The organism is Pseudomonas flavocrustae, assembly GCF_029872515.1.
GTDB classification, from domain to species: domain Bacteria; phylum Pseudomonadota; class Gammaproteobacteria; order Pseudomonadales; family Pseudomonadaceae; genus Chryseomonas; species Chryseomonas aestiva.
Genome location: NZ_JAPDIQ010000007.1, coordinates 305,429 through 326,359 on the forward strand (window position 1 = coordinate 305,429; position 20,931 = coordinate 326,359).

A 20,931-nucleotide genomic window follows, 5' to 3' on the forward strand; every position below is an offset into this window, starting at 1 on the left:
CTCAGCCAAGCGGAACACCGGCTCTGGACCGCGAGTCACTAGAAGACTGCCTGAATTCGCCCCACATTCCGTAGGGGACGCAAAGAGCGCCCTCCAGGCGCCTGATGAGGACTTTCCATGGCTACGCCCCCCAAGAGTGAACTCGCCGGTACCGACACCCAGGATCGCCAGAACACCTCGAAGAAGATCGAGCAACTGGAGCAATTCCGTTCCGATGCCACCGGCCAGGCACTGCGTACCAATCACGGCGTGAAGATCGCCGACAACCAGAATTCGCTGCGCGCCGGCACCCGCGGACCTTCCCTGCTCGAAGACTTCATCATGCGGGAGAAGATCACCCACTTCGACCACGAGCGCATCCCGGAACGCATCGTCCATGCCCGTGGCACCGGTGCCTATGGCTACTTCCAGCCCTACCAGGACTGGTCCGACCTGACCAAGGCCGCCCTCTTCCGCGACCCCAACCACCAGACCCCGGTGTTCGTGCGCTTCTCCACCGTGCAGGGCCCGCGTGGTTCCGGTGACACCGTGCGCGACGTGCGCGGCTTCGCCATCAAGTTCTACACCGAGGAAGGCAACTGGGACATGGTCGGCAACAACATGCCGGTCTTCTTCATCCAGGACGCCATCAAGTTTCCCGACTTCGTCCATGCGGTGAAACCCGAGCCGCACAACGAGATCCCCACCGGCGGCAGTGCCCACGACACCTTCTGGGACTTCGTCTCCCTGGTGCCGGAGTCGGCGCACATGGTGCTCTGGACCATGACCGACCGGGCCATCCCGGTGAACCTGCGCAGCATGCAGGGCTTCGGTATCCACACCTTCCGCATGATCAACACCGCGGGCAAGGGCGTCTTCGTCAAGATCCACCTGAAACCCGCCGGTGGCGTGCGCTCCCTGGTGTGGGACGAAGCCCAGAAGCTGGCCGGCAAGGACACCGATGCCCACCGGCGCGACCTCTGGGAAGCCATCGAGGCCGGTGACTATCCCGAGTGGGAATTCGGCGTGCAGATCATCCCCGAGGAAGACGAGCACAAGTTCGACTGGGACATCCTCGACGCCACCAAGATCATTCCCGAGGAGCTGGTACCCATCACGCCCCTGGGCAAGCTGGTGCTCAACCGCAACCCGGATAACTACTTCGCCGAGACCGAGCAGGTCGCCTTCTGCCCCGGCCACGTCGTGCCCGGCATCGATTTCAGCAACGACCCCCTGCTACAGGGTCGCCTGTTCTCCTACACCGACACCCAGATCAGCCGCCTCGGCGGACCGAACTTCCACGAGCTGCCGGTCAATCGCCCGGTGGTGCCGAACCATAACGGCCAGCGCGACGCCAAGTACCGCATGACCATCGACAAGGGTCGTGCCTCCTACGAGCCCAACTCCATCGATGGCGGCTGGCCCAAGGAGACGCCGCCGGCGCCCCAGGATGGCGGTTTCGAGAGCTATTACGAGCGTATCGACGGCCACAAGGTGCGCGAGCGCAGCGAGACCTTCGGCGACCACTTCTCCCAGGCCACGCTGTTCTACAACAGCCTGTCGGAAGCCGAACAGTCGCACGTCGCCGATGCCTACAGCTTCGAGTTGGGCAAGGTCGAGCGGATGTGGATCCGCGAACGGCAGGTCAACGAGATCCTTGCCAACATCGATCTGGAACTGGCGCAGAAGGTCGCCAAGAAGATCGGCGTGACCCCGCCCACCGCGCCCACCGTACAGCCGCGCAAGGTGTCCATCGACAAGTCGCCGGCGCTGAGCCAGCTCAACCTGCTGTCCGGCAGCATCAAGGGCTTCAAGGTGGCGGTACTGGTGGGTGACGGCGTCATCGCCAGCGAAGTGGCGGCCATCAAGCAGGCGCTCAAGGCCGAAGGTGCCCACGTGAAGGTGCTCGGCCCCACCGCCGGCCCGGTCAAGGCGGCCGACGGCAGCGAAGTGGCCGTGGACGGCTCGGCCGAGGGCATGCCTTCGGTGGCGCTGGACGCGGTCTATGTGCCGGGCGGCGCCGAGAGCGTCAAGGCCATGCTCGACGACGGCGTGATCAAGCACTACCTGCTGGAAGCCTACAAACACCTCAAGGCCATCGCCCTTACCGGCGAAGCCGAACAGCTGCTCAAGGCGGTCTATCTGAGCCCCGACCAGGCGCTGCTCACCGGCGGCGACTTCAAGGCGGTGCAGCAGGACTTCTTCGCCGCCATCGCCAAGCACCGTTGCTGGGCGCGGATGCCGAAGATCAAGTCCATCCCGGCCTGATCACTCGGGCATAAAAAAGCCGACCGTCGCGAGACGGTCGGCTTTTTTCGTTTTGGGGCTATCGCGGCCCTGGACGAAGCCGCTCTGGCATTGGCCTAATCGCGGCCATGGGCCGCTCCTACAGAGGCCGATGCTCCTGTAGGAGCGGTCGCTACGGCGCACCGGCATGGCCGCGATCAGCGATACCCATCAACCCAGCACCAGCACCCCGTCCATTTCCACCTGGGAGCCCTTGGGCAGCGCGGCAACCCCGATGGCAGCGCGCGCCGGATACGGCTGCTGGAAGTAGCGGCCCATGATTTCGTTGACGGTGGCGAAATGCGCAAGGTCGATCAGGAAGATGTTCAGCTTGACGATGTCGGCCAGGGAACCACCGGCGGCTTCGGCGACGGACTTGAGATTCTCGAACACCTGGACCACCTGGGCTTCGAAGCCGTCCACCAGCTCCATGCTGGTCGGGTTGAGCGGGATCTGCCCGGAGAGATAGACGGTGTCACCGACCTTGATCGCCTGGGAATAGGTGCCAATGGCGGCGGGCGCCTTGTCGGTGTGGATCACTTGCTTGCTCATGGGTCGCTCCTGTGCGGGAAAGGACCGATTCTGCAAGCCGGTGGCGACCCGCTGCAACCTCAGAACCTGTTCACAATCGTGCGAGCTAGAGGCAAACAAGGCGAAAATGCCTGAGGAAGCGGAGTTTACTAGGGGTAAATGAGCATTCCGAAGGCATTTTCAACGCCGTTTGGCCGACGCGCAGCAGATCGTGAGCAGGTTCTCAGCTGCGAACCCGAGTGATACCGGCCACGCCCTTGAGCGTGCGCAGCTTCTTGATCACCCGCGCCAGGTGCACGCGATCGCGCACGCTGACCACCAGCTGGACCACGCTGACCCGGCCGTCGCGCTCGTTCATGCCGATCTTCTCGACGTTGGCGTCCACCGCAGTGACGTTGTTGGCCAGCACGGCGATCAGGCCGCGCTGGTGCTCCAGCTGGACACGCAACTCGACGCTGAATTCGCCGGTGACGTCCTTGGCCCAGTTGAGCACAATGCATTTTTCGCTGTTGTGCCGGAATTCGGCGATGTTCCGACAGTTTTCCAGGTGGATCACCATGCCCTTGCCGGCCGACAGGTGGCCGACGATGGGATCGCCCGGAATCGGCGTGCAGCACTTGGCGTAGCTGATCACCAGGCCTTCGGAGCCGCGGATGGCCAGCGGACCCTGCGGCGTGGTGCCGGGCTGCGGCTCCAGCGGCTCTTCCTGCTCGCTGCCGGACACCAGGCGCCGCGCCACCACGTAGGCCATGCGATTGCCCAGGCCGATCTCTTCGAGCAGGTCTTCCAGCACCACGCCCTTGTACTCGCCCAGTACCGAGAGGATGCGCATCGGCGAGATCTTCGACAGCTGGGTGCCAAAGCCCGACAGCGCCTTGTTCAGCAGGCGCTCGCCAAGGCTGATGGACTCGGAACGCCGCTGCTGCTTGAGCGCGTGGCGGATGTTGGTGCGCGCCTTGCCGGTGACCACGAAGTTGAGCCAGGCCGGATTGGGCCGGGCACCGGGCGCGGTGACGATCTCCACCGTCTCGCCGCTGCCCAGCGGCTGCGACAGCGGCGCCAGGCGGCGATTGATGCGGCAGGCGATGCAGCTGTTGCCCACGTCGGTGTGCACCGCATAGGCGAAGTCCACGGCCGTGGAGCCCTTGGGCAGCTCCATGATGCGACCCTTGGGGGTGAAGACGTAGACCTCGTCGGGGAAGAGGTCGATCTTCACGTTCTCGATGAACTCCAGGGAGTTGCCCGCGCGTTGCTGCAACTCGAGGATGCCCTTCACCCACTGGCGCGCGCGCAGGTGGCTGGCGCGCGGCTCGTCGCCGCCGGCCTTGTACAGGCCATGGGCGGCGATGCCGTTGTTGGCCATCTCTTCCATCTCGCGGGTGCGGATCTGGATCTCGATGGGCACGCCGTGCATGCCGAACAGGGTGGTGTGCAGGGACTGGTAGCCGTTCGCCTTGGGGATGGCGATGTAGTCCTTGAAGCGCCCCGGGAACGGCTTGTAGAGGTTGTGGACCGCACCGAGTACCCGGTAGCAGGTGTCGACCTTGTCGACGATGATGCGGAAGCCGTAGACGTCCATGATCTCGTTGAACGACTTACGCTTGCCGCGCATCTTCTGGTAGATGCTGTGCAGGTGCTTTTCGCGGCCGACCACCTCGCCGTCCAGGCCGTCGCGGGCCAGGCAGTTGGCCAGGGATTCCTGGATCTTGCCGAGGATCTCGCGGCGATTGCCCCGCGCGGTCTTGACCGCCCGCTGGATGCGTTCGGCGCGCATCGGGTGCATGGCGCGGAAGCCCAGGTCCTCGAATTCCACGTAGAAATCGTGCATGCCCAGCCGGTTGGCGATGGGCGCGTAGATTTCCAGGGTTTCCTTGGCGATGCGCCGACTCTTGTCCGGCGGCATGGCGTCCAGGGTGCGCATGTTGTGCAGCCGGTCGGCCAGCTTGACCAGGATGACGCGGATGTCCTTGGACATCGCCATGGTCATCTTCTGGAAGTTCTCCGCCTGGGCCTCGGCCTTGGTCTCGAACTTCATCTGGGTCAGCTTGCTGACCCCGTCCACCAGCTCCGCCACCGTTTCGCCGAACTGGGCGACCAGGGCTTCCTTGGCGATACCAGTGTCCTCGATCACGTCGTGCAGCATGGCCGCCATCAGGCTCTGATGGTCCATGTGCATGTCGGCGAGGATGTTGGCGACGGCCAGCGGATGGGTGACATAGGGCTCGCCGCTGCGGCGGCGCTGCCCATCGTGAGCCTGCTCGGCGTAGTAGTAGGCCCGCCTGACCAGATTGACCTGGTCGGGGGTCAGGTAGTCCGCCAGACGCTCGGCCAGCAAGTCGATGCCGGTCGGGCGGGCGTCACCATACGCAGGCTCGGCGGCCATGGCTTAGAGGGCCTCGCCGTCCGCTTCTTCGTTGACTTCGAAAGCGGCAAACAGCGGCTCTTCTTCGACGATGTCGTCCAGACGGATGACTTCCTCGTCGACCAGGCCTTCGGCGATTTCGCGCAGGGCGACAACGGTGGGCTTGTCGTTGTCCCACGGTACCTTGGGCTCCTTGCCGCCGGTGGCCAGCTGGCGCGAGCGCTTGGTGGCGAGCATGACCAGCTCGAATCGGTTGTCTACGTTGTCCAGGCAGTCTTCGACAGTAACGCGGGCCATGGTCTTCCTCGTGGCGATGATGATCCCGGGAACGGGGGACCCAATAGTATAAAAATTCGCCAGTGGCAAGGGAAGAGGCGGTGGTCGGAGGACCGCCGGTCCTCGGGGTTGTTCCGGTGGAGGATCCGTCCTGGGTAAAGGACTTCTGCCTGGACTACTTGATCGCTAACGTACTACAAGCTTTTCTTTTACTCGCAGAAAACGCCTGCTTGAGCGCCCTCTAGCAGGCCCGAAGAATCGCGCAGCTCGGGCTATAGGCTACTAGCCAAGCCGCTGCATAGCTTTCTGATCAAAAGGAATTGATCAATGTCGGGATACGCCAAGCCATGGATGAGCGTGGATGACCAACTGGATCAATTGACTCGACGCGGCCTGGCCGTCACCGATAGAACGTTGGCGCTCAACTACCTGAGCCGAATCGGCTATTACCGCCTGAGCGGCTATTGGTATGCGTTCCGCGAGCGAAGCGGCGCCCTGGTATTGCTCGACAAAGGTAAGAAGCCGCAAAAGCCCAAGGTCACTACCTTGGCGCTGGACGATTTCAAGGTCGGTGCCACCTTTCAGAATGCCGTCGACCTCTATGTGTTCGACAAGAAGCTCCGACTACTGACGCTGGATGCCCTGGAGCGCATTGAAGTCGGCTTGAGAGTCGACATCACCTACTGCCTCGGTGCCAGAGATGCCTTTGCCTACTTGCGCCCCGAACTATTGCATGGCGAATTCAGCGGCAAGCTTGATCCTCGAACCGGACTCAGCCGCCACCACGACTGGCTGGGCCGTCAGGCGAAATTGATCGCCCGCTCCAAGGAAGACTTCATTCGGCACTGCAAGGACAAGTACGGGCTGCCCTTGCCGATCTGGATAGCGGCGGAAGTTTGGGATTTCGGCACGATGTCCACGCTGTACAGTGGCCTGCAAGAGACCGAACAGGACGCCATCGCAGCCAAGTATGGGCTATCGAACGGTCGGGTCTTTTCGTCCTGGTTACGCAGTCTTAACTATCTACGCAATGTTTGCGCACACCACAGCCGACTGTGGAATCGCAACATCATTGATCAGCCGAAACTACCCTCCCTGGCCGAGGCGTCTTGGGCACAGCCTTTCATAGGCAATGTGCATGCTCTGGCGCGTTGCTACCTACTGCTGTGTATGACCCGTCATCTTCTGGAGGTCGTGAATCCTCGATCTACGTGGTCACAGCGAATCAAGGCGCATCTATTGAGTTTCCCGGAACTATCGCACCTGGGCCTGAACATCGCAGGTATGGGTGCCCAGCCTGGCTGGGAAGCTGACTGGTAAAAACGCAGGCAATAAAAAACCCCTCAGCAGCTTCGTCACCTAAGTGAGTCAGCCGAGAGGGGCCGTGTTGGGATCCATACTAGGGAACGACCTGAAGTCCGTCAAGCCGGCGCATACCGCTCTGGACCAAGGATTCCAACGTTCACTCCGTAAGCTACGTTCGCGCGTTGGGAATCATACCTCTCAGGCGCCCGCCTTCTTCTTCAGGCGCCAGGCGTGCAGCAACGGCTCGGTGTAGCCGCTGGGCTGCTCGCGGCCCTTGAAGATGAGGTCGCGGGCGGCGCGGTAGGCGTAGGAGCTGTCGAAGTGGCCGGCCATGGGTTCGTAGAGCGCATCGCCGGCGTTCTGGCCATCGACCACCCTGGCCATGCGCTGCAGGGTCTCGTCCACCTGCGCGGCCGTGACCACGCCGTGGTGCAGCCAGTTGGCGATGTGCTGGCTGGAGATGCGCAGGGTGGCGCGGTCTTCCATCAGGCCGACGTCATGGATGTCGGGCACCTTGGAGCAGCCCACGCCCTGGTCGACCCAGCGCACCACGTAGCCGAGGATGCCCTGGCAGTTGTTGTCCAGTTCCTGCTGGATGGCTTCGGCGGACCAGTCCGGCGACTCGGCCACCGGCACGCTGAGCAGCCCGGCGAGCAATTCGCCACGGGCGGCGTCGACGTCGCTGCGTTCCAGCTCCTGCTGCACCTGCTGGACGTTGACCTGGTGGTAATGCAGGGCGTGCAGCACGGCGGCGGTGGGCGACGGTACCCAGGCGGTGTTGGCGCCGGCCTTGGGATGACCGATCTTCTGTTCCAGCATGGCGGCCATCAGGTCAGGCATGGCCCACATGCCCTTGCCGATCTGCGCCTTGCCGCGCAGGCCGCAGGCCAGGCCGACCAGCACGTTGTTGCGCTCGTAGGCGGTGATCCACTTCGAGGTCTTCATGTCGCCCTTGCGCAGCATGGGCCCGGCCAGCATGGCGGTGTGCATCTCGTCACCGGTCCGGTCGAGGAAGCCGGTGTTGATGAAAGCCACCCGCGCCGCGGCGGCGGCAATGCAGGCCTTGAGGTTGACGCTGGTGCGGCGCTCCTCGTCCATGATGCCCAGCTTGACGGTGTTGGCCGGCAGCCCCAGCAGGGCCTCGACGCGGTCGAACAGCTGCACGGCGAAGGCCACCTCGGCCGGGCCGTGCATCTTCGGTTTGACGATGTACACCGAGCCGCTGCGGGAGTTGCCCTGGCGCTTGAGGTCGTGCATGGCGATGGTCACGGTGACCAGGGCGTCGAGGATGCCTTCGGGGATCTCGCGACCGTCCTCCAGCAGCACCGCCGGATTGGTCATCAGGTGGCCGACGTTGCGGATGAACAGCAGCGAGCGCCCGTGCAGGCTCAGCGGCTGGCCGTCGGCGCCCTGGTACTCGCGATCGGGGTTGAGGCGCCGGGTAAAGGTCTCGCCACCCTTGCTGACCTCTTCGGCCAGGTCGCCCTTCATCAGGCCCAGCCAGTTGCGATAGGCCAAGACCTTGTCGGCGGCGTCCACCGCGGCGATGGAGTCTTCCAGGTCCATGATGGTGCTGACCGCGGCTTCCATGAGCAGGTCCTTGACCCCGGCGGCGTCGGTCTTGCCGATGGTGCTGGCGCGGTCGATCTGGATCTCCAGGTGCAGGCCGTTGTGGCGCAAGAGCACCGCGGACGGCGCGGCGGCATCGCCCTGGTAGCCGACGAAGGCGGCCGGATCGGCCAGTTCGCTGGTGCCGCTTCTGAGGTCCACCACCAGGCGACCGTCCTGGATGCGGTAGGCGGTGGCGTCCCGGTGCGAGCCACTGGCCAGGGGCGCCACGCCGTCCAGCACCTGGTGGGCGAAGGCCACCACCTTGGCACCGCGGGTGGGGTTGTAGCCCTTGCCGCGCTCGGCGCCCTCGCTCTCGGGCAGGGCGTCGGTACCATAGAGGGCGTCGTACAGCGAACCCCAGCGCGCGTTGGCGGCGTTCAGGGCGTAGCGGGCGTTGAGCACCGGCACCACCAGCTGCGGACCGGCCTGCTCGGCGATCTCGCGGTCGACGCCGGCCGTCGAGGCCTGCACCTGGCCGGGGACCGGTTGCAGATAGCCGATGCCTTCGAGGAAGGCCTGGTAGGCGGGCAGATCGGTGACCGGACCGGGATGGGTGCTGTGCCAGGTGTCCAGCTCCACCTGCAGGCGATCACGCTCGGCCAGCAGTTCGCGATTGCGCGGCGCCAACTCGTGCACCAGGGTGTCCACGCCCGACCAGAAGGGGGCGGTGTCGAGCCCGGTGCCGGGCAGCACTTCCTCGTCGATGAAACGCTGCAGTTCGGTGGCCACCTGCAGGCGGCCCAGGGTAGTGCGGTCGGTCATGATGGCTTTCCTTGATAACGAAACTGTCGAGAGAGGGTTAACCCAGTGCCGCGATGGCGGCCTTGGCGACCTGCGCATCTTCCGGCGCCTTGACGCCGGAGACGCCAACCGCGCCCACCACCTGGCCGTCCACCAGGATGGGTACCCCGCCTTCGAGCATGCCCTGCATCAGCGGAGCGCTGAGAAAGGCGGTGCGGCCGTTGTTGATCATCTCTTCCAGCACCTTGGACTCCTTGCGCGCCAGGGCGGCGCTGCGGGCCTTTTCCGGAGCGATGTAGGCGCTGTTCGGCGCGGCGCCGTCGAGGCGCAACAGCGCCAGCGGATGGCCGCCGTCATCGGCCACGGCGATGCACACGGCCCAGCCCTGGCGTTCGGCTTCGGCGCGACCGGCGGCCAGCAGGGTGTTGATCTCGGCAAGGGTGAGCACGGCTTTGGTGTTCATGGGGCCTCCAGGGTTCAGGGTTGGGTCGGAGCGGCCAGGGCCGCGTCGAGGATTTCGATCCAGTGGCGTACCGGGGTGCGCCCGGCGCCGTCGAGATGGCTCTGGCAACCGATGTTGGCAGTGGCGATCACCTCGGGGTGACCACGCTCCAGGGCATCGAGCTTGGCGTCGCGCAGCCGCCGCGACAAGTCCGGCTGGGTCAGCGAATAGGTGCCGGCCGAACCGCAGCAGAGGTGACCGTCCGGCACCGGCGCCAGCGGAAAGCCGAGGCGCTGCAGGACGCCTTCCACGGCGCCACCCAGGCGCTGGGCGTGCTGCAGGGTGCAGGGGCAATGGAAGGCCAGCCGCGGGGTGTTCTGCAGCTGCAGCTCTTCCAGCGGCAGCTCGCGCAGCACCTCCACCAGGTCGCGGGTGCGCGCCGAGACTTCCCGCGCCTTGGCGGCATAGGCCGGGTCGTCCTTCAACAGGCTGGCGTATTCCTTGACGAAGGCGCCGCAGCCGCTGGCGGTCTGGATGATGGCTTCGGCGCCGCCCTGCAGCGCCGGCCACCAGGCATCGATATTGCGCCGGGCGCGATCGAGGCCGGCTTCCTGGGCATTGAGGTGATAGTCCACCGCGCCACAGCACCCGGCGCGGGGCGCGGCGTCCAGGCTGATGCCGAAGCGATCCAGCACCCGCGCGGTGGCGGCATTGGTATTGGGCGACAGCCCAGGCTGCACGCAGCCTTCGAGGATCAGCATGCGCCGGGCATGGCGCGGTGCCGGACGCATGCCCGGGGCGGCGATGCGCGCCGGCAGCTTGGCCTGGACGCCGGCCGGCAGCAGCGGCTTCAGCGCCTGGCCGCCTTTCAGCAGGGCGCCGAACAGCCAGGGCTGCGGCAGCACCTGGCGCAGCCCGGCGCGTAGCAGGCGTTGGCCCAGCGGCCGCGGCACCCGGCGCTCCACCTCGGCGCGGCCGATGTCGAGCAATTCGTGGTAGGAGACGCCCGAGGGACAGGTGGTCTCGCAATTGCGGCAGGTCAAGCAGCGGTCGAGGTGCTCGCGGGTCTTCTCGCTGACCTCGCCGCCTTCGAGCATGCCCTTGATCAGATAGATGCGCCCACGCGGCCCGTCCAGCTCGTCGCCGAGCAACTGGTAGGTCGGGCAGGTGGCGTTGCAGAAGCCGCAGTGCACGCAGCTGCGCAGCACCCGCTCGGCATCGGCGGCGCGGGGCAGTTCACGGGCGGCGGGACTCAGATTGGTTTGCATGACGTCTTTCCCCTACAGCCCGGCGTACAGCCGACCCGGATTGAAGATCCCCTGGGGGTCCAGGCGCGCCTTGAGGCGGCGGTGATAGTCGAGCAGCGCGGCGGGCAGCGGGTGCTGGGCCTCGCGCTCGGCGTCCGGCGTGTAGCACAGCGCATGGCCACCGGCACGCTCGGCGATCTCGCGCAGGACCGTGGCCGGGGCATCGCTCTTGAGCCAGTACTGGGCACCGCCCCAGTCCAGCAAGAGGCTGCCGGGCAGCTCCAGCAGCGGGGTATTGACCGGTACCGACAGCCGCCACAGCGGCCTGGGGTCGTCGAAGAAGGCCAGCCGCTGTTCGTTGAGCTCGTCCCAGAAGGCTTCGCCCAGGGCTTCACCGCCCAGGCGATCGACGGCCGAGCGCACCGAGCCCTCGCCGCCCTCCAGGCGCAGCTGCAGCCGCTGCCCGTCATGACAGGCCGCCGAGATCGGCAGGGCTTCGCGGCCCCAGACGGCGAGGCGCTGCAGGGCGCGCGCGGCGTCCAGTTCCAGGCTCAGACTCTGGCTGCAACGCGGCCTGGGCAGCACCTTGAAGGACACCTCGGTGATCACCCCCAGGCAACCCTGGCTACCGGCCAGCAGGCGAGAGACGTCGTAGCCGGCGACATTCTTCATCACCTCGCCACCGAATCTCAGGTGCTCGCCGGTGCCGGTGATCAAGCGGGTGCCCAGGACGAAATCCCGCAGACTGCCGGCCCAGGGCCGGCGCGGACCGGAGAGGCCGCAGGCCAGGGTACCGCCGACCGTGGCGCCCTCCCCCAGCCGTGGCGGCTCGCAGGGCAGCATCTGCCCCCGCTCGGCCAGGGCGGCATCGAGTTCGGCCAGCGGCGTGCCGGTACGGACCGTGGCCACCAGTTCGGTGGGGTCGTAGTGCACCAGGCCGCGGTGGCCGCTGACGTCCAGCGGCTCGCCCTCGACCGCACGCCCCAGGTGGGCCTTGGTGTCGCCGCCATGGATGCGCAGCGGCTGGCGACGGACCAGGGCCTCGCGGACCTGGTCGAGGAGCAGTTCCAGGCTGTCCATCAGAAGCGCTCCAGTTCGGGGTGGGGCAGCTGGCCACGATGCACGTGCAGGCCACCGAATTCGGCGCAGCGGTGCAGGGTCGGCACGTTCTTGCCGGGATTGAGCAGCCCGGGGGCATCGAAGGCGGCCTTCACCGCGTGGAAGAAGAGCAGTTCGCCGGACTGGAACTGGGTGCACATGGCATTGATCTTTTCCCGACCCACGCCATGTTCGCCGGTGATGGTGCCGCCCACCGCCACGCAGAGGTCGAGGATGCGACCACCCAGGGCCTCGGCCTGCTCCAGCTCGCCGGGCCTATTGGCATCGAAGAGAATCAGCGGATGCAGGTTGCCGTCGCCGGCATGGAAGACATTGCCCACCGCCAGGCCGTATTCCGCGGACAGCGCCTCGATGCCGCGCAGTACCTCGGGCAGGGCGCGGCGTGGAATGGTGCCGTCCATGCAGTAGTAGTCGGGCGACAGCCGCCCCACCGCGGGAAAGGCATTCTTGCGCCCGGCCCAGAATTTCTGCCGCTCGGCCTCGTCGCGGGCCAGGCGGATCTCGGTGGCGCCGGCGGCGGCCAGCAGGCTGCTGACGCGCTCGATGTCGGCGGCCACGTCGGCTTCCACCCCGTCCAGCTCGCAGAGCAGGATGGCCGCGGCGTCCACCGGGTAGCCGGCGTGGATGAAGTCCTCGGCGGCTCTCAGGGTCAGGTTGTCCATCATCTCCAGCCCACCGGGGATGATGCCGGCAGCGATGATGTCGGCCACCGCCGCTCCGGCGCGTTCGATGTCGGCGAAGCTGGCCATCACCACCCGGGCACAGGGCGGCTTGGGCAGGAGCTTGACGGTCACCTCCACCACGACGCCGAGCAGGCCCTCGGAGCCGGTGAACAGCGCCAGCAGGTCGAAGCCGGGACTGTCCAGGGCGGCGCTGCCCAGGGTCAGGCGCTCGCCCTCCAGGGTAACGATCTCCACCGCCAGCACGTTGTGCACGGTCAGGCCGTATTTCAGGCAGTGCACGCCGCCGGCGTTCTCGGCCACGTTGCCACCGATGGAACAGGCGATCTGCGACGAGGGATCGGGGGCGTAGTAGAGGTCGTGGGGCGCCGCGGCCTGGGAGATGGCCAGGTTGCGCACCCCGGGCTGGACCCGGGCACGGCGGCCATCGGGGTCCACGTCGAGGATGCGATTGAAGCGCGCCATCACCAGCAGCACGCCCTGCTCCAGTGGCAGGGCGCCACCGGAGAGACCGGTGCCGGCACCGCGTGCCACCAGGGGCACGTTCAGCTCATGGCAGAGGCGCAGGGTCGCCTGCACCTGCTCCACCGTTTCCGGCAGCACCACCAGCAGCGGCGTGGTGCGATAGGCCGCCAGGCCATCGCATTCGTAGGGCTTGAGGTCTTCCCTGTCGTGCAGCAGGCAGTGCTCGGGCAGTTCGACACGCAACCGCTGCAGCAGTTGCGCCTTGTCCGGGCGGGGCAAGGCGCCGTCGAGACGTTCGTCGTAGACCAGGCTCATCGGGTAACCACCCTTGTTGTTGTTCTGGCTGGAGAGGCTTTGTTGTACCCCGACTGCGACCAGGGCGTCCATGACCCAGCGCACTGGTCATACCAGTTTTTACGCCCTCTTAGACCAAAGGATTAGCAGGTTTCAGCCTGCTTGACGGCAAATACGGCCGATGGCTCACTAGGATGAAACCTCGTGGTCATACCAGCAGGAAATCCTTATGTCCGCACCCGTCGCCCGCCTTCCCGTCGCCGAGAACGTCAGCCAGCAGATCGAACGGCTGGTGGTGGACGGGGTGCTCAAGGTCGGCCAGCCGCTGCCCTCCGAGCGCCGCCTGTGCGACAAGCTCGGCGTCTCCCGCACCGCCCTGCGCGAGGGCCTGGGGCTGCTGCGCGCCCGTGGCATCATCGAGACCCGCCACGGCCAGGGCAGCTTCGTCGCCCGCTTGGCGGCGCCGGCGGCGGAGAATCCGTTGCTGCACCTGTTCAGCAGCCAGCCGCGCACCCTCTATGACCTGCTGGAAGTCCGCGCCCTGCTGGAAGGCGAGGCTGCGCGCCTGGCCGCGCTGCGCGCCACCACCGCCGACCTGGTGCTCATCGGCCGCCGCTACGACGAGCTGTGCGCCGCCTGCCAGGATCCGGCCAGCCTGCCGGCGGAAACCCACGCCCGCCTGGACCACGCCTTCCACCTGGCGATCAGCGAGGCCTCGCACAACCCGGTGCTGGTGCACACCCTGCAATCGCTCAACGAGCTGCTGCTGGGCTCGGTGTTCGCCTGCATCGCCAATCTCTATCATCGGCCACCGCAGCGCCGCGAAATCGACGCCCAGCATGCCCGCCTCTATGCCGCCGTGAGCCAGCGCCTGCCCGACGAAGCCCATGCCGCCGCCCGCGAGCACATCCACAGCGTGAGGGACAGCCTGCGCGAGATCGAGCAGGAAGAGCAGCGCCTGGTGCGGGCCACCATGCGTCTGGAAGGCTGGACCTAGCGAAAAAGGCCCGCCGGCAAACATCGGCGCCAGAGCCACTGTCCGTCAGCCCAGGGTGCGCCCCGTCCCTCCAGCGGGCGCAACATCTTGCAACTGCCCTGCCCCGCCCCCATGCTTAGCCGACCTTTCTGCAGCTCTCGGCCCTAATGGACCCTTCCACCAGTCTCGCCTCGACGTTGTTCGCCGATCTCGGCCTCGTGTTCTTCGCCTTCTTCCTCGTGCTGCTCAACGGCTTCTTCGTCGCCGCCGAGTTCGCCATGGTCAAGCTGCGCGCCACCCGCGTGGAAGCCATCGCCAAGAAGCATGGCTGGCGCGGGCGCATCCTCAAGAAGGTGCACAACCAGCTCGACGCCTACCTCTCCGCCTGCCAGCTCGGCATCACCCTGGCCTCCCTGGGCCTGGGCTGGGTCGGCGAGCCGGCCTTCGCCGAATTGCTCGAACCCCTGCTCGGCGCCGTCGGCGTCAGCAGTCCCGAGGTGATCCACGGCATCGCCTTCTTCTCGGCGTTCTTCATCATCTCCTACCTGCACATCGTGGTCGGCGAGCTGGCGCCCAAGTCCTGGGCGATCCGCAAGCCCGACCTGCTCTCGCTGTGGACGGCGGTGCCGCTGTACCTGTTCTACTGGCTGATGTACCCGGCCATCTGGCTGCTCAACGCCAGCGCCAACGGCATCCTGCGCATCGCCGGCCAGGGCGAGCCGGGCGCGCACCACGAGCACCACTACAGCCGCGACGAACTCAAGCTGATCCTGCACTCCAACCGCGCCACCGACCCGGACGCCCGGGTGCTGGCCTCGGCGGTGGAGCTGGGCGAGCTGGAGGTGGTGGACTGGGCCAATTCCCGCGAAGACCTCATCTACCTGGACAGCAAGGCCAGCCTGGACGAGATCCTCACCCAGATCCGCCGCTCCAAGTACAGCCGCTACCCGGTCTATGACGAAGACAGCCAGACCTTTACCGGGGTGCTGCACATCAAGGACCTGCTCCTGGCCATCGCCGGCCTGGACAGTGAAGCCGCCTCCTTCGACCTCGACGACCTGGTGCATCCGCTGGAGCGGGTGACCAAGCACATGCCGCTGTCCGACCTGCTGGAGCAGTTCCGCCGCGGCGGCGCGCACTTCGTGCTGGTGGAGGAAGCCGACCACAAGGTCATCGGCTTCCTGACCATGGAAGACGTGCTCGAGGTCCTGGTGGGCGACATCCAGGACGAACACCGCAAGACCGAGCGCGGCGTGGTCGCCTACCAGCCGGGCAAGCTGCTGGTGCGTGGCGACACCCCGCTGTTCAAGGTCGAGCGGCTGCTGGGCATCGACCTGGATCACGTCGAGGCCGAGACCCTGGCCGGGCTGATCTACGACAGCCTGAAGCGCGTTCCGGAAGAGGAGACGGTGCTGGAGGCCGAAGGGCTGCGCATCATCGTCAAGAAGATGAAGGGTCCCAAGATCGTCCTGGCCAAGGTCATCAAGCTGGACCCCAAGGACGTCCGCCGGCGCCCGCCGGAAGAGCGCTGAGGGCGCGCGGCCTCAGCCGCGTCCGCTGCCCAGCGCCGGCAGGCCATCGCTCAGGCAGACACGATTGCGCCCGCCGCGCTTGGCCGCATAGAGCGCCCGATCGGCGTCTTCCAGGAGCCCCAGGCCGTGTTCGAGATTGCTCGGCACGGTCACCGCGACCCCGATGCTGATCGACGGCCGCAGGCGTCCGTGCTCGGTCTGCAATTCCAGCGCCGCCACGTCCTTGCGGATGCGCTCCGCCAGCGTCCGGGCCGCGACCTGGTCGCTCCCGGGCAGGGTGATGACGAACTCCTCGCCGCCATAGCGCGCCGCCACCTCCCCCGCCCGCTGGACGTGCTGGCGCAACACCTCGGCCACACACCTCAGGCATTCGTCGCCCAGGGTGTGGCCATGGGTGTCGTTGACCGCCTTGAAGTGATCGATGTCCACCAGCAGCACCGCCAGTGGCAGTTCGGCACGGATGGCGCGGCGGATCTCCTGCTGGAACAGGCGCTCGAAATGCCGGCGGTTGCCGAGTCCGGTCAGGGGATCGGTCTGGCTCTGGTGCAGCAATTCGCGATTCAGTCGTTCCAGGGAAGCCTTGGCCTGCTGCAACTCCACGGTGCGCAGCGCCACCCGCAACTCCAGTTCGACAAAGGAGGCCTCGCGCTCCCGGGCCAGCGCGGTGGAGGCTTCCAGGGCCTGCCGTTGGGCCTCGATTCGCGCCCGCCGCTGCAGACTCAGGCCCTCGGTGAGCCCCAGCGACAGCATCACGAAGCCCAGGGCGAAACCGGCCATCTGCCCATGGAAGGCCGGACTGTCGGCGGCCAGCCAGCCGGCCACAGCCAGCAGCTGGATGGCGCTGCCCAGCAACAGCAGGGCCCAGGCGGCACTGAACCACAGCGCCATGCGGCTGCCGCGCAGCGCCAGGTAGGTGGTGGTGCCCAGCAGGCCCAGGCAACTCAGCGCCATCATGCCGAGCATTTCCTGGAAGCTCAGCAGGTCCGGCCAGATCAGCGTGACGACCAGCGCCACATTCCAGTAGCCGATCAGCAGACGATTGCCGAAATCGATCCAGCGACCGCCGTGATAGAGACTGAGCAGATAGCGCACGAACACCCCGCCACTCAGAAAGCACAGGGCGGCGAAGGCCAGGTGCGCGCGCAGGGCGAAGGCCGGGCTCTCCGTCCAGAGTTGCCAGGCGCCATAGCCGCTGGTGACCGCCTGATAGCCGATGACGCTGAGCAGATAGAGGGCGTACCAGCCAAAGCCCGAGCGGCGGCCGAACCCCCACAGCGTGAGGGTCAGCAGCAGGATGGTGATCAGGCAGCCAAAGAAGCTGCCGACCAGCCAGGCATCCTGCTGGGCCTCGCGCAGATAGGTGGCCGGGGTGACCAGGCGCAGCGGCAGGACGAAGGTCTCCCGCGAATCCAGCCGCAGGTAGACCTCCTCCACGGCGCCCGCGGTCGGCGCCAGGGCGAACATCAGCTGGCGCCCGGGCAGCGCCCGTTGCGTCGCCGGCAGCGCCAGACCGCTGCGCTGCAGCGGACTCCAGCGACCATCGGCAGCGCGGGTGCGCAGGTCCAGGCGATCCAGCACCGGCCAGGTCGGAATCAGCCACCAGGCCTGGTCGTCGCGGCCCTGGATGGCGAAGCGCAGCCAGAGACCCTGGCGACCGTCATGGAGCAGCATTTCCAGCTCATCCGGCGCATGCCAGCCGTCCTCGCCACCGCTTGGGCGCGCGGCGGCCTCGGCAAAGGTCAGACTGGCGGGCGCCTTGAGAATCTCCAGTGCCGGGCGGGGATCGTAGCTGCGCGCCGGATCGTCGAGCCGCAGCACCTGCGCCTGGCCGTCGAGGGCGATCAGCAGCAGGACCAGCAGGTGCAAAGCCCGATTGCGCCCACCGGCGCACAGGGCGGCCAGGAATCCTTTCATGGGGCGGCATCCGTAGCCTGAAGGAAGGAAAGGCCGCGGTAGAGCCCGCGCCCTGGAGGAAATAGCGTGGTGATAGCATAACGCCACCAGGCCTGTTTCTGCCAAGGGATTTCTACCGGCGACAGGGTGCCTGGGCCCTGGATGGGCCCGGTGGCGTCAGCCGGTCTGGAACGCCCTTAAGCGCGGACTCAGCGGTCGCCCAGCGCCATGTTGGGCAGGGCCGCCAGCGGTCGCACGAAACGGAAGGGAATGGAGACCATTTCACCGCCAGTGTGGGCCTGGACGACGAAATGCAGATGGGGACCAGTGCTGCGACCGGTGTTGCCCGACTCCGCCAGGGGCGTGCCGATCTCCACCCGCTCGCCGGGTCGCACCTTGACCGAACCGCGGCGCAGGTGCAGGTAGGCGCTCTGGCTGCCGTCCTCGTGGGCGATGCGCACGAAGTTGCCGGAGGGGTTGGGACCATGGCCGAACTGGCCGTTTTCGACGTCGATCACCGTGCCGGCCCGGGCGGCGCTGATCGGCGTGCCCTCGGGCATGGCGATGTCCACGGCATAGCGGCCCTTGGGCGTGTGGTGACTGAAATCGCCGCCCGCGCCCTGGGTCACGTAGTAGACACCCTGGCGCCAGGGCCAGGCGTAACCATAGCCGATGCCGTTGTCGGCAGCACCCGCGACATCCGTCGCCAGCGGCGGCAGGGTGCCGACCGGCAGCTGCGGACTGTAGCTGAAGGCCTGTTCGAAGTGCATGGGAAAGCCCTGCTGGCGCTTGCGGATCACCGCCAGCTGCACCGTGGAGCGCGGCTCGATGACCTGGCGGATCGGGCGCTCGGCACCGGCCACGTTGACGGTGCGCTGCAGGCGCAGCTCGACCCGCACGGGTACGTCGAAATCGTTGCGAACCTCGAAGATGCGGCCTTCACTGGCATTGCGTACCTTGAGCTTGACCTGCCCCTTGCGGGCCGGGCTCTTGGCGGAGGTCTTGGTCAGGGTCGCCTTTTCGGCAGCCGGCGCGGGGGCGGGCATGGCCAGGGCGAGGGTCAGGCAGGAGATCAGGGCGGTCAGGCGTCGGTCCATGGCATAGGGCCACCATGATGGGCAAGGACAGAACCTAACAAAGCCATGCAGACTGGGCGACGGCCAAACCCCGGCTTTGTGAAGCCGCTGGCAAAGCATCGACGCAAATAAAAAAGCGTGGCACTCAAATCCCTGTGCCACGCTGCCACCGATCGGACGGTAGTTCAATACAGGCCTGATGGTTCAGGCAGGTCAGCCAAGCGGCGGGTGTTCTGTGCGACACTCCCGCGAGAGGCAGGTTTGCGGCGTGCAGAGGGGTCACCCCTGGGCGCGCCCGATGCTCCGGCCATAGTGCTGCAGGTTAGGCCCTGGCACCTGGACCCGGCCCAACCGAAACGGACAGCTGTTATGCAGGAACAGACAATCGACCGAGCGCGGAGCGTAGTGGCGGATGCCCCCATCCCGCCTGCCGGTCCCCTGGTGTCCCAGCTCAGCACCTTCGCCCATGGCCAGGTGTGGCCGCCGCATGTGCACGATCAGGCGCACCTGATGTACACGGTCAACGGCGTGCTGGAGGTCACCACCCACGAAGGGGTCTGGTACGTACCGCCCAAGCAGGCGATCTGGATTCCGCCGCGCATCGAGCACCAGGCGCGGGCCAATGGCGAGGCCACCCTGCAGGTGGTGATCATCGAATTGCCGAGCGGCCTGCCCTGTCCCCAGGCGGCCACCCGCATGGTGCTCATCTCGCCGCTGCTGCGCGAATTGCTGCGCTGCCTGAGACGCGGCGGCGCTTCCTACGGCGAGGCCGAGCTGGGCAGCCACGTACGGGCGCTGATGCTGGCGGAGCTGGTGTTTCTCGAAGAGACCGCCCTGCACCTGCCGGCGCTGGCCGACCGGCGCCTGCGGGCCATCCAGACCAGTCTGCACGCCGATCCCGCCGACGACACGGCACTGGCGACTTGGGCGCAGCAGCTGCACCTCTGCTCGCGCAGTCTGGCGCGGCTGTTCCTCAAGGAAACCGGCACCAGCTTTTCCACCTGGCGCCAGCACACCCGGCTGATGCTGGCCCTGCCGCGACTGGCCGCCGGCGAGCCGGTGACCCGGGTGGCCCTGGACCTGGGCTATGCTTCGCCCTCGGCCTTTACCCGGATGTTTCGCCGGGTACTGGGCGTCTCGCCCAGCGAGTACCTCGACGCCCAGGGCTGACCCCGGCGCTCAAGGTCCGCCGACGGCGAAGTTCGGCAGGCTGTCCACCGCCTGGGCGAAGCGGAAGGGGATGGATTCGATCGCTTCGCCGGTGTTGCGCTGGACCACGAAGTGCAGGTGCGGCCCGGTGCTGCGTCCGGTGTTGCCGGAAGACGCCAGCGCCTGGCCCGGGCGCACCCACTGGCCTTCGGCGACCTTGATCGAACCGCGCTGCAGGTGCAGGTAGACACTCATGGTGCCGTCGTCGTGGAGGATGCGCACGAAGTTGCCGGAGGGGTGATTGCCGCGCCCATCCTGGTCGTTCTCCACCTCCACCACCTGACCGGCGCGCGAGACCACGATGGGCGTGCCCTCGGGCATGGCGATGTCCACCGCATAGCGACTCTTGGGCGTGTTGTGGCTGAAACCACCGCCGGCGCCCTGGCTGACGTTGAAGGGTCCGCCCAGCCAGGGCAGCGGATAGGCGAAACCGGAGGCGAAGACCGGGGTGGCACTGCCCATCAGGGTGGTGAGCTGCGGGGTATAGCGTTGCGGACGGCCCGGATCGGGCGCGATCAGGGTCGCCAGGCGCGTCAGGCTGCGCGCCGGCAGGACCTTGCGGATGGGCGCCTCGCCCACCCCGCTGACATTCTGCAGCGCCGAGAGGCGCAGGGTGACGGTCACCGGCAGGAAGCTGTCGTTGCGCACCTCCAGTACCGTGCCGCCGGCATAGTGCCGCGGCTGCAGCTTGACCCGCTGGTCGAGTCGCTCGATGGGGTCGTCACTGAAGGTCATCACCTTGGCGCCCTTCTGCGCCTTGTCGGTGTAGGTGACCACGCCGTTGCCATCCACATACTTGTAGATGGGCGCCGCCAGGGCGGGACCCGAAAGGACGAGCGACAGCAGCAGCAGGCGACAGGCAAGGGGCATGGGCAAGGCGTCAGAAATCCGCGGTGTCGCAGTGCGA

At 66.7% G+C, this 20,931-nt stretch carries 16 protein-coding genes; 5 read left to right on the forward strand and 11 right to left on the reverse strand.

The features are described 5' to 3' along the window. Positions 1-117: 117 nt before the first annotated feature. Entirely contained in the window at positions 118-2,247 is a 2,130-nt protein-coding gene (gene katE, locus OMP44_RS17265) for a catalase HPII (protein ID WP_280309938.1), read from the forward strand. A gap of 189 nt (positions 2,248-2,436) precedes the next feature. On the opposite strand, the gene OMP44_RS17270 is transcribed toward katE, so the two are convergent. The 3 genes from OMP44_RS17270 to rpoZ all read right to left on the reverse strand — a co-directional run bounded on the left by OMP44_RS17270 (position 2,437) and on the right by rpoZ (position 5,455). Then, positions 2,437-2,817 (reverse strand): RidA family protein, encoded by a 381-nt coding sequence (locus OMP44_RS17270; RefSeq protein WP_007161463.1) that lies wholly within the window; start codon positions 2,815-2,817, stop codon positions 2,437-2,439. Positions 2,818-3,019: 202 nt separating this feature from the next. After that, positions 3,020-5,179, reverse strand: coding sequence for a bifunctional GTP diphosphokinase/guanosine-3',5'-bis pyrophosphate 3'-pyrophosphohydrolase (spoT, locus tag OMP44_RS17275; protein WP_187980850.1), 2,160 nt, complete (start codon positions 5,177-5,179; stop codon positions 3,020-3,022). A 3-nt stretch (positions 5,180-5,182) separates the two neighbouring features. Continuing rightward, on the reverse strand, positions 5,183-5,455 hold the full coding sequence (rpoZ, locus tag OMP44_RS17280) for a DNA-directed RNA polymerase subunit omega (protein ID WP_007161465.1): 273 nt from the start codon (positions 5,453-5,455) through the stop codon (positions 5,183-5,185). Positions 5,456-5,761: 306 nt separating this feature from the next. Here rpoZ and OMP44_RS17285 point away from each other — a divergent pair, with 306 nt between their 5' ends. After that, positions 5,762-6,754 (forward strand): Abi family protein, encoded by a 993-nt coding sequence (locus OMP44_RS17285; RefSeq protein ID WP_280309944.1) that lies wholly within the window; start codon positions 5,762-5,764, stop codon positions 6,752-6,754. Positions 6,755-6,937: 183 nt separating this feature from the next. On the opposite strand, the gene OMP44_RS17290 is transcribed toward OMP44_RS17285, so the two are convergent. Genes OMP44_RS17290 through glcD form a run of 5 tightly spaced genes read right to left on the reverse strand, consistent with a single transcriptional unit; the run spans position 6,938 to position 13,359 of the window. Beyond that, positions 6,938-9,112, reverse strand: a complete 2,175-nt coding sequence (locus OMP44_RS17290) for a malate synthase G (RefSeq protein WP_280309946.1) — start codon at positions 9,110-9,112, stop codon at positions 6,938-6,940. Positions 9,113-9,149: 37 nt separating this feature from the next. Then, positions 9,150-9,554, reverse strand: coding sequence for a heme-binding protein (locus OMP44_RS17295; protein ID WP_133860372.1), 405 nt, complete (start codon positions 9,552-9,554; stop codon positions 9,150-9,152). Positions 9,555-9,568: 14 nt separating this feature from the next. Beyond that, a complete protein-coding gene (gene glcF / locus OMP44_RS17300) occupies positions 9,569-10,801 on the reverse strand; it encodes a glycolate oxidase subunit GlcF (protein ID WP_280309949.1) in 1,233 nt (410 codons plus the stop codon). 12 nt (positions 10,802-10,813) lie between these two features. Beyond that, complete coding sequence (gene glcE / locus OMP44_RS17305) at positions 10,814-11,860, reverse strand: glycolate oxidase subunit GlcE (RefSeq protein ID WP_273862595.1); 1,047 nt, start codon at positions 11,858-11,860, stop codon at positions 10,814-10,816. Continuing rightward, a complete protein-coding gene (glcD, locus tag OMP44_RS17310) occupies positions 11,860-13,359 on the reverse strand; it encodes a glycolate oxidase subunit GlcD (protein WP_133860601.1) in 1,500 nt (499 codons plus the stop codon). The genes glcE and glcD overlap by 1 nt, the downstream gene beginning before the upstream one ends. Positions 13,360-13,567: 208 nt before the next feature. On the opposite strand from glcD, the gene glcC reads away from it, so the two are divergent. Then, positions 13,568-14,335 carry a transcriptional regulator GlcC gene (gene glcC, locus OMP44_RS17315; protein WP_183631932.1) on the forward strand — a complete coding sequence of 256 codons (768 nt, stop codon included), beginning with the start codon at positions 13,568-13,570 and terminating at the stop codon, positions 14,333-14,335. 146 nt (positions 14,336-14,481) lie between these two features. Beyond that, positions 14,482-15,846, forward strand: coding sequence for a hemolysin family protein (locus OMP44_RS17320; protein ID WP_133860368.1), 1,365 nt, complete (start codon positions 14,482-14,484; stop codon positions 15,844-15,846). Between the two features lie 12 nt (positions 15,847-15,858). Here the strand turns inward: OMP44_RS17320 and OMP44_RS17325 are convergent, their stop codons facing one another. Both OMP44_RS17325 and OMP44_RS17330 read right to left on the reverse strand, forming a co-directional pair. Then, positions 15,859-17,760, reverse strand: a complete 1,902-nt coding sequence (locus OMP44_RS17325; RefSeq protein ID WP_280309954.1) for a sensor domain-containing diguanylate cyclase — start codon at positions 17,758-17,760, stop codon at positions 15,859-15,861. A 188-nt stretch (positions 17,761-17,948) separates the two neighbouring features. Continuing rightward, positions 17,949-18,836, reverse strand: a complete 888-nt coding sequence (locus OMP44_RS17330; RefSeq protein WP_187980844.1) for a M23 family metallopeptidase — start codon at positions 18,834-18,836, stop codon at positions 17,949-17,951. 348 nt (positions 18,837-19,184) lie between these two features. Between OMP44_RS17330 and OMP44_RS17335 the strand changes: the two genes are divergently transcribed. Next, on the forward strand, positions 19,185-19,985 hold the full coding sequence (locus OMP44_RS17335; protein ID WP_133860365.1) for a helix-turn-helix transcriptional regulator: 801 nt from the start codon (positions 19,185-19,187) through the stop codon (positions 19,983-19,985). Positions 19,986-19,994: 9 nt separating this feature from the next. On the opposite strand, the gene OMP44_RS17340 is transcribed toward OMP44_RS17335, so the two are convergent. Next, entirely contained in the window at positions 19,995-20,894 is a 900-nt protein-coding gene (locus OMP44_RS17340; protein ID WP_187980843.1) for a peptidoglycan DD-metalloendopeptidase family protein, read from the reverse strand. Positions 20,895-20,931 lie beyond the last annotated feature (37 nt).

Excerpts from the sequence above, each read along its gene's own strand:
- glcC (WP_183631932.1), top strand. The coding sequence starts at position 13,568 with ATGTCCGCACCCGTCGCCCGCCTTCCCGTCGCCGAGAACGTCAGCCAG.
- OMP44_RS17285 (WP_280309944.1), top strand. The coding sequence starts at position 5,762 with ATGTCGGGATACGCCAAGCCATGGATGAGCGTGGATGACCAACTGGAT.
- OMP44_RS17330 (WP_187980844.1), bottom strand. The coding sequence starts at position 18,836 with ATGGACCGACGCCTGACCGCCCTGATCTCCTGCCTGACCCTCGCCCTG.
- katE (WP_280309938.1), top strand. The coding sequence starts at position 118 with ATGGCTACGCCCCCCAAGAGTGAACTCGCCGGTACCGACACCCAGGAT.
- OMP44_RS17325 (WP_280309954.1), bottom strand. The coding sequence starts at position 17,760 with ATGAAAGGATTCCTGGCCGCCCTGTGCGCCGGTGGGCGCAATCGGGCT.
- OMP44_RS17340 (WP_187980843.1), bottom strand. The coding sequence starts at position 20,894 with ATGCCCCTTGCCTGTCGCCTGCTGCTGCTGTCGCTCGTCCTTTCGGGT.
- glcE (WP_273862595.1), bottom strand. The coding sequence starts at position 11,860 with ATGGACAGCCTGGAACTGCTCCTCGACCAGGTCCGCGAGGCCCTGGTC.
- OMP44_RS17290 (WP_280309946.1), bottom strand. The coding sequence starts at position 9,112 with ATGACCGACCGCACTACCCTGGGCCGCCTGCAGGTGGCCACCGAACTG.
- OMP44_RS17320 (WP_133860368.1), top strand. The coding sequence starts at position 14,482 with ATGGACCCTTCCACCAGTCTCGCCTCGACGTTGTTCGCCGATCTCGGC.
- glcF (WP_280309949.1), bottom strand. The coding sequence starts at position 10,801 with ATGCAAACCAATCTGAGTCCCGCCGCCCGTGAACTGCCCCGCGCCGCC.
- rpoZ (WP_007161465.1), bottom strand. The coding sequence starts at position 5,455 with ATGGCCCGCGTTACTGTCGAAGACTGCCTGGACAACGTAGACAACCGA.
- spoT (WP_187980850.1), bottom strand. The coding sequence starts at position 5,179 with ATGGCCGCCGAGCCTGCGTATGGTGACGCCCGCCCGACCGGCATCGAC.
- glcD (WP_133860601.1), bottom strand. The coding sequence starts at position 13,359 with ATGAGCCTGGTCTACGACGAACGTCTCGACGGCGCCTTGCCCCGCCCG.
- OMP44_RS17295 (WP_133860372.1), bottom strand. The coding sequence starts at position 9,554 with ATGAACACCAAAGCCGTGCTCACCCTTGCCGAGATCAACACCCTGCTG.
- OMP44_RS17270 (WP_007161463.1), bottom strand. The coding sequence starts at position 2,817 with ATGAGCAAGCAAGTGATCCACACCGACAAGGCGCCCGCCGCCATTGGC.
- OMP44_RS17335 (WP_133860365.1), top strand. The coding sequence starts at position 19,185 with ATGCAGGAACAGACAATCGACCGAGCGCGGAGCGTAGTGGCGGATGCC.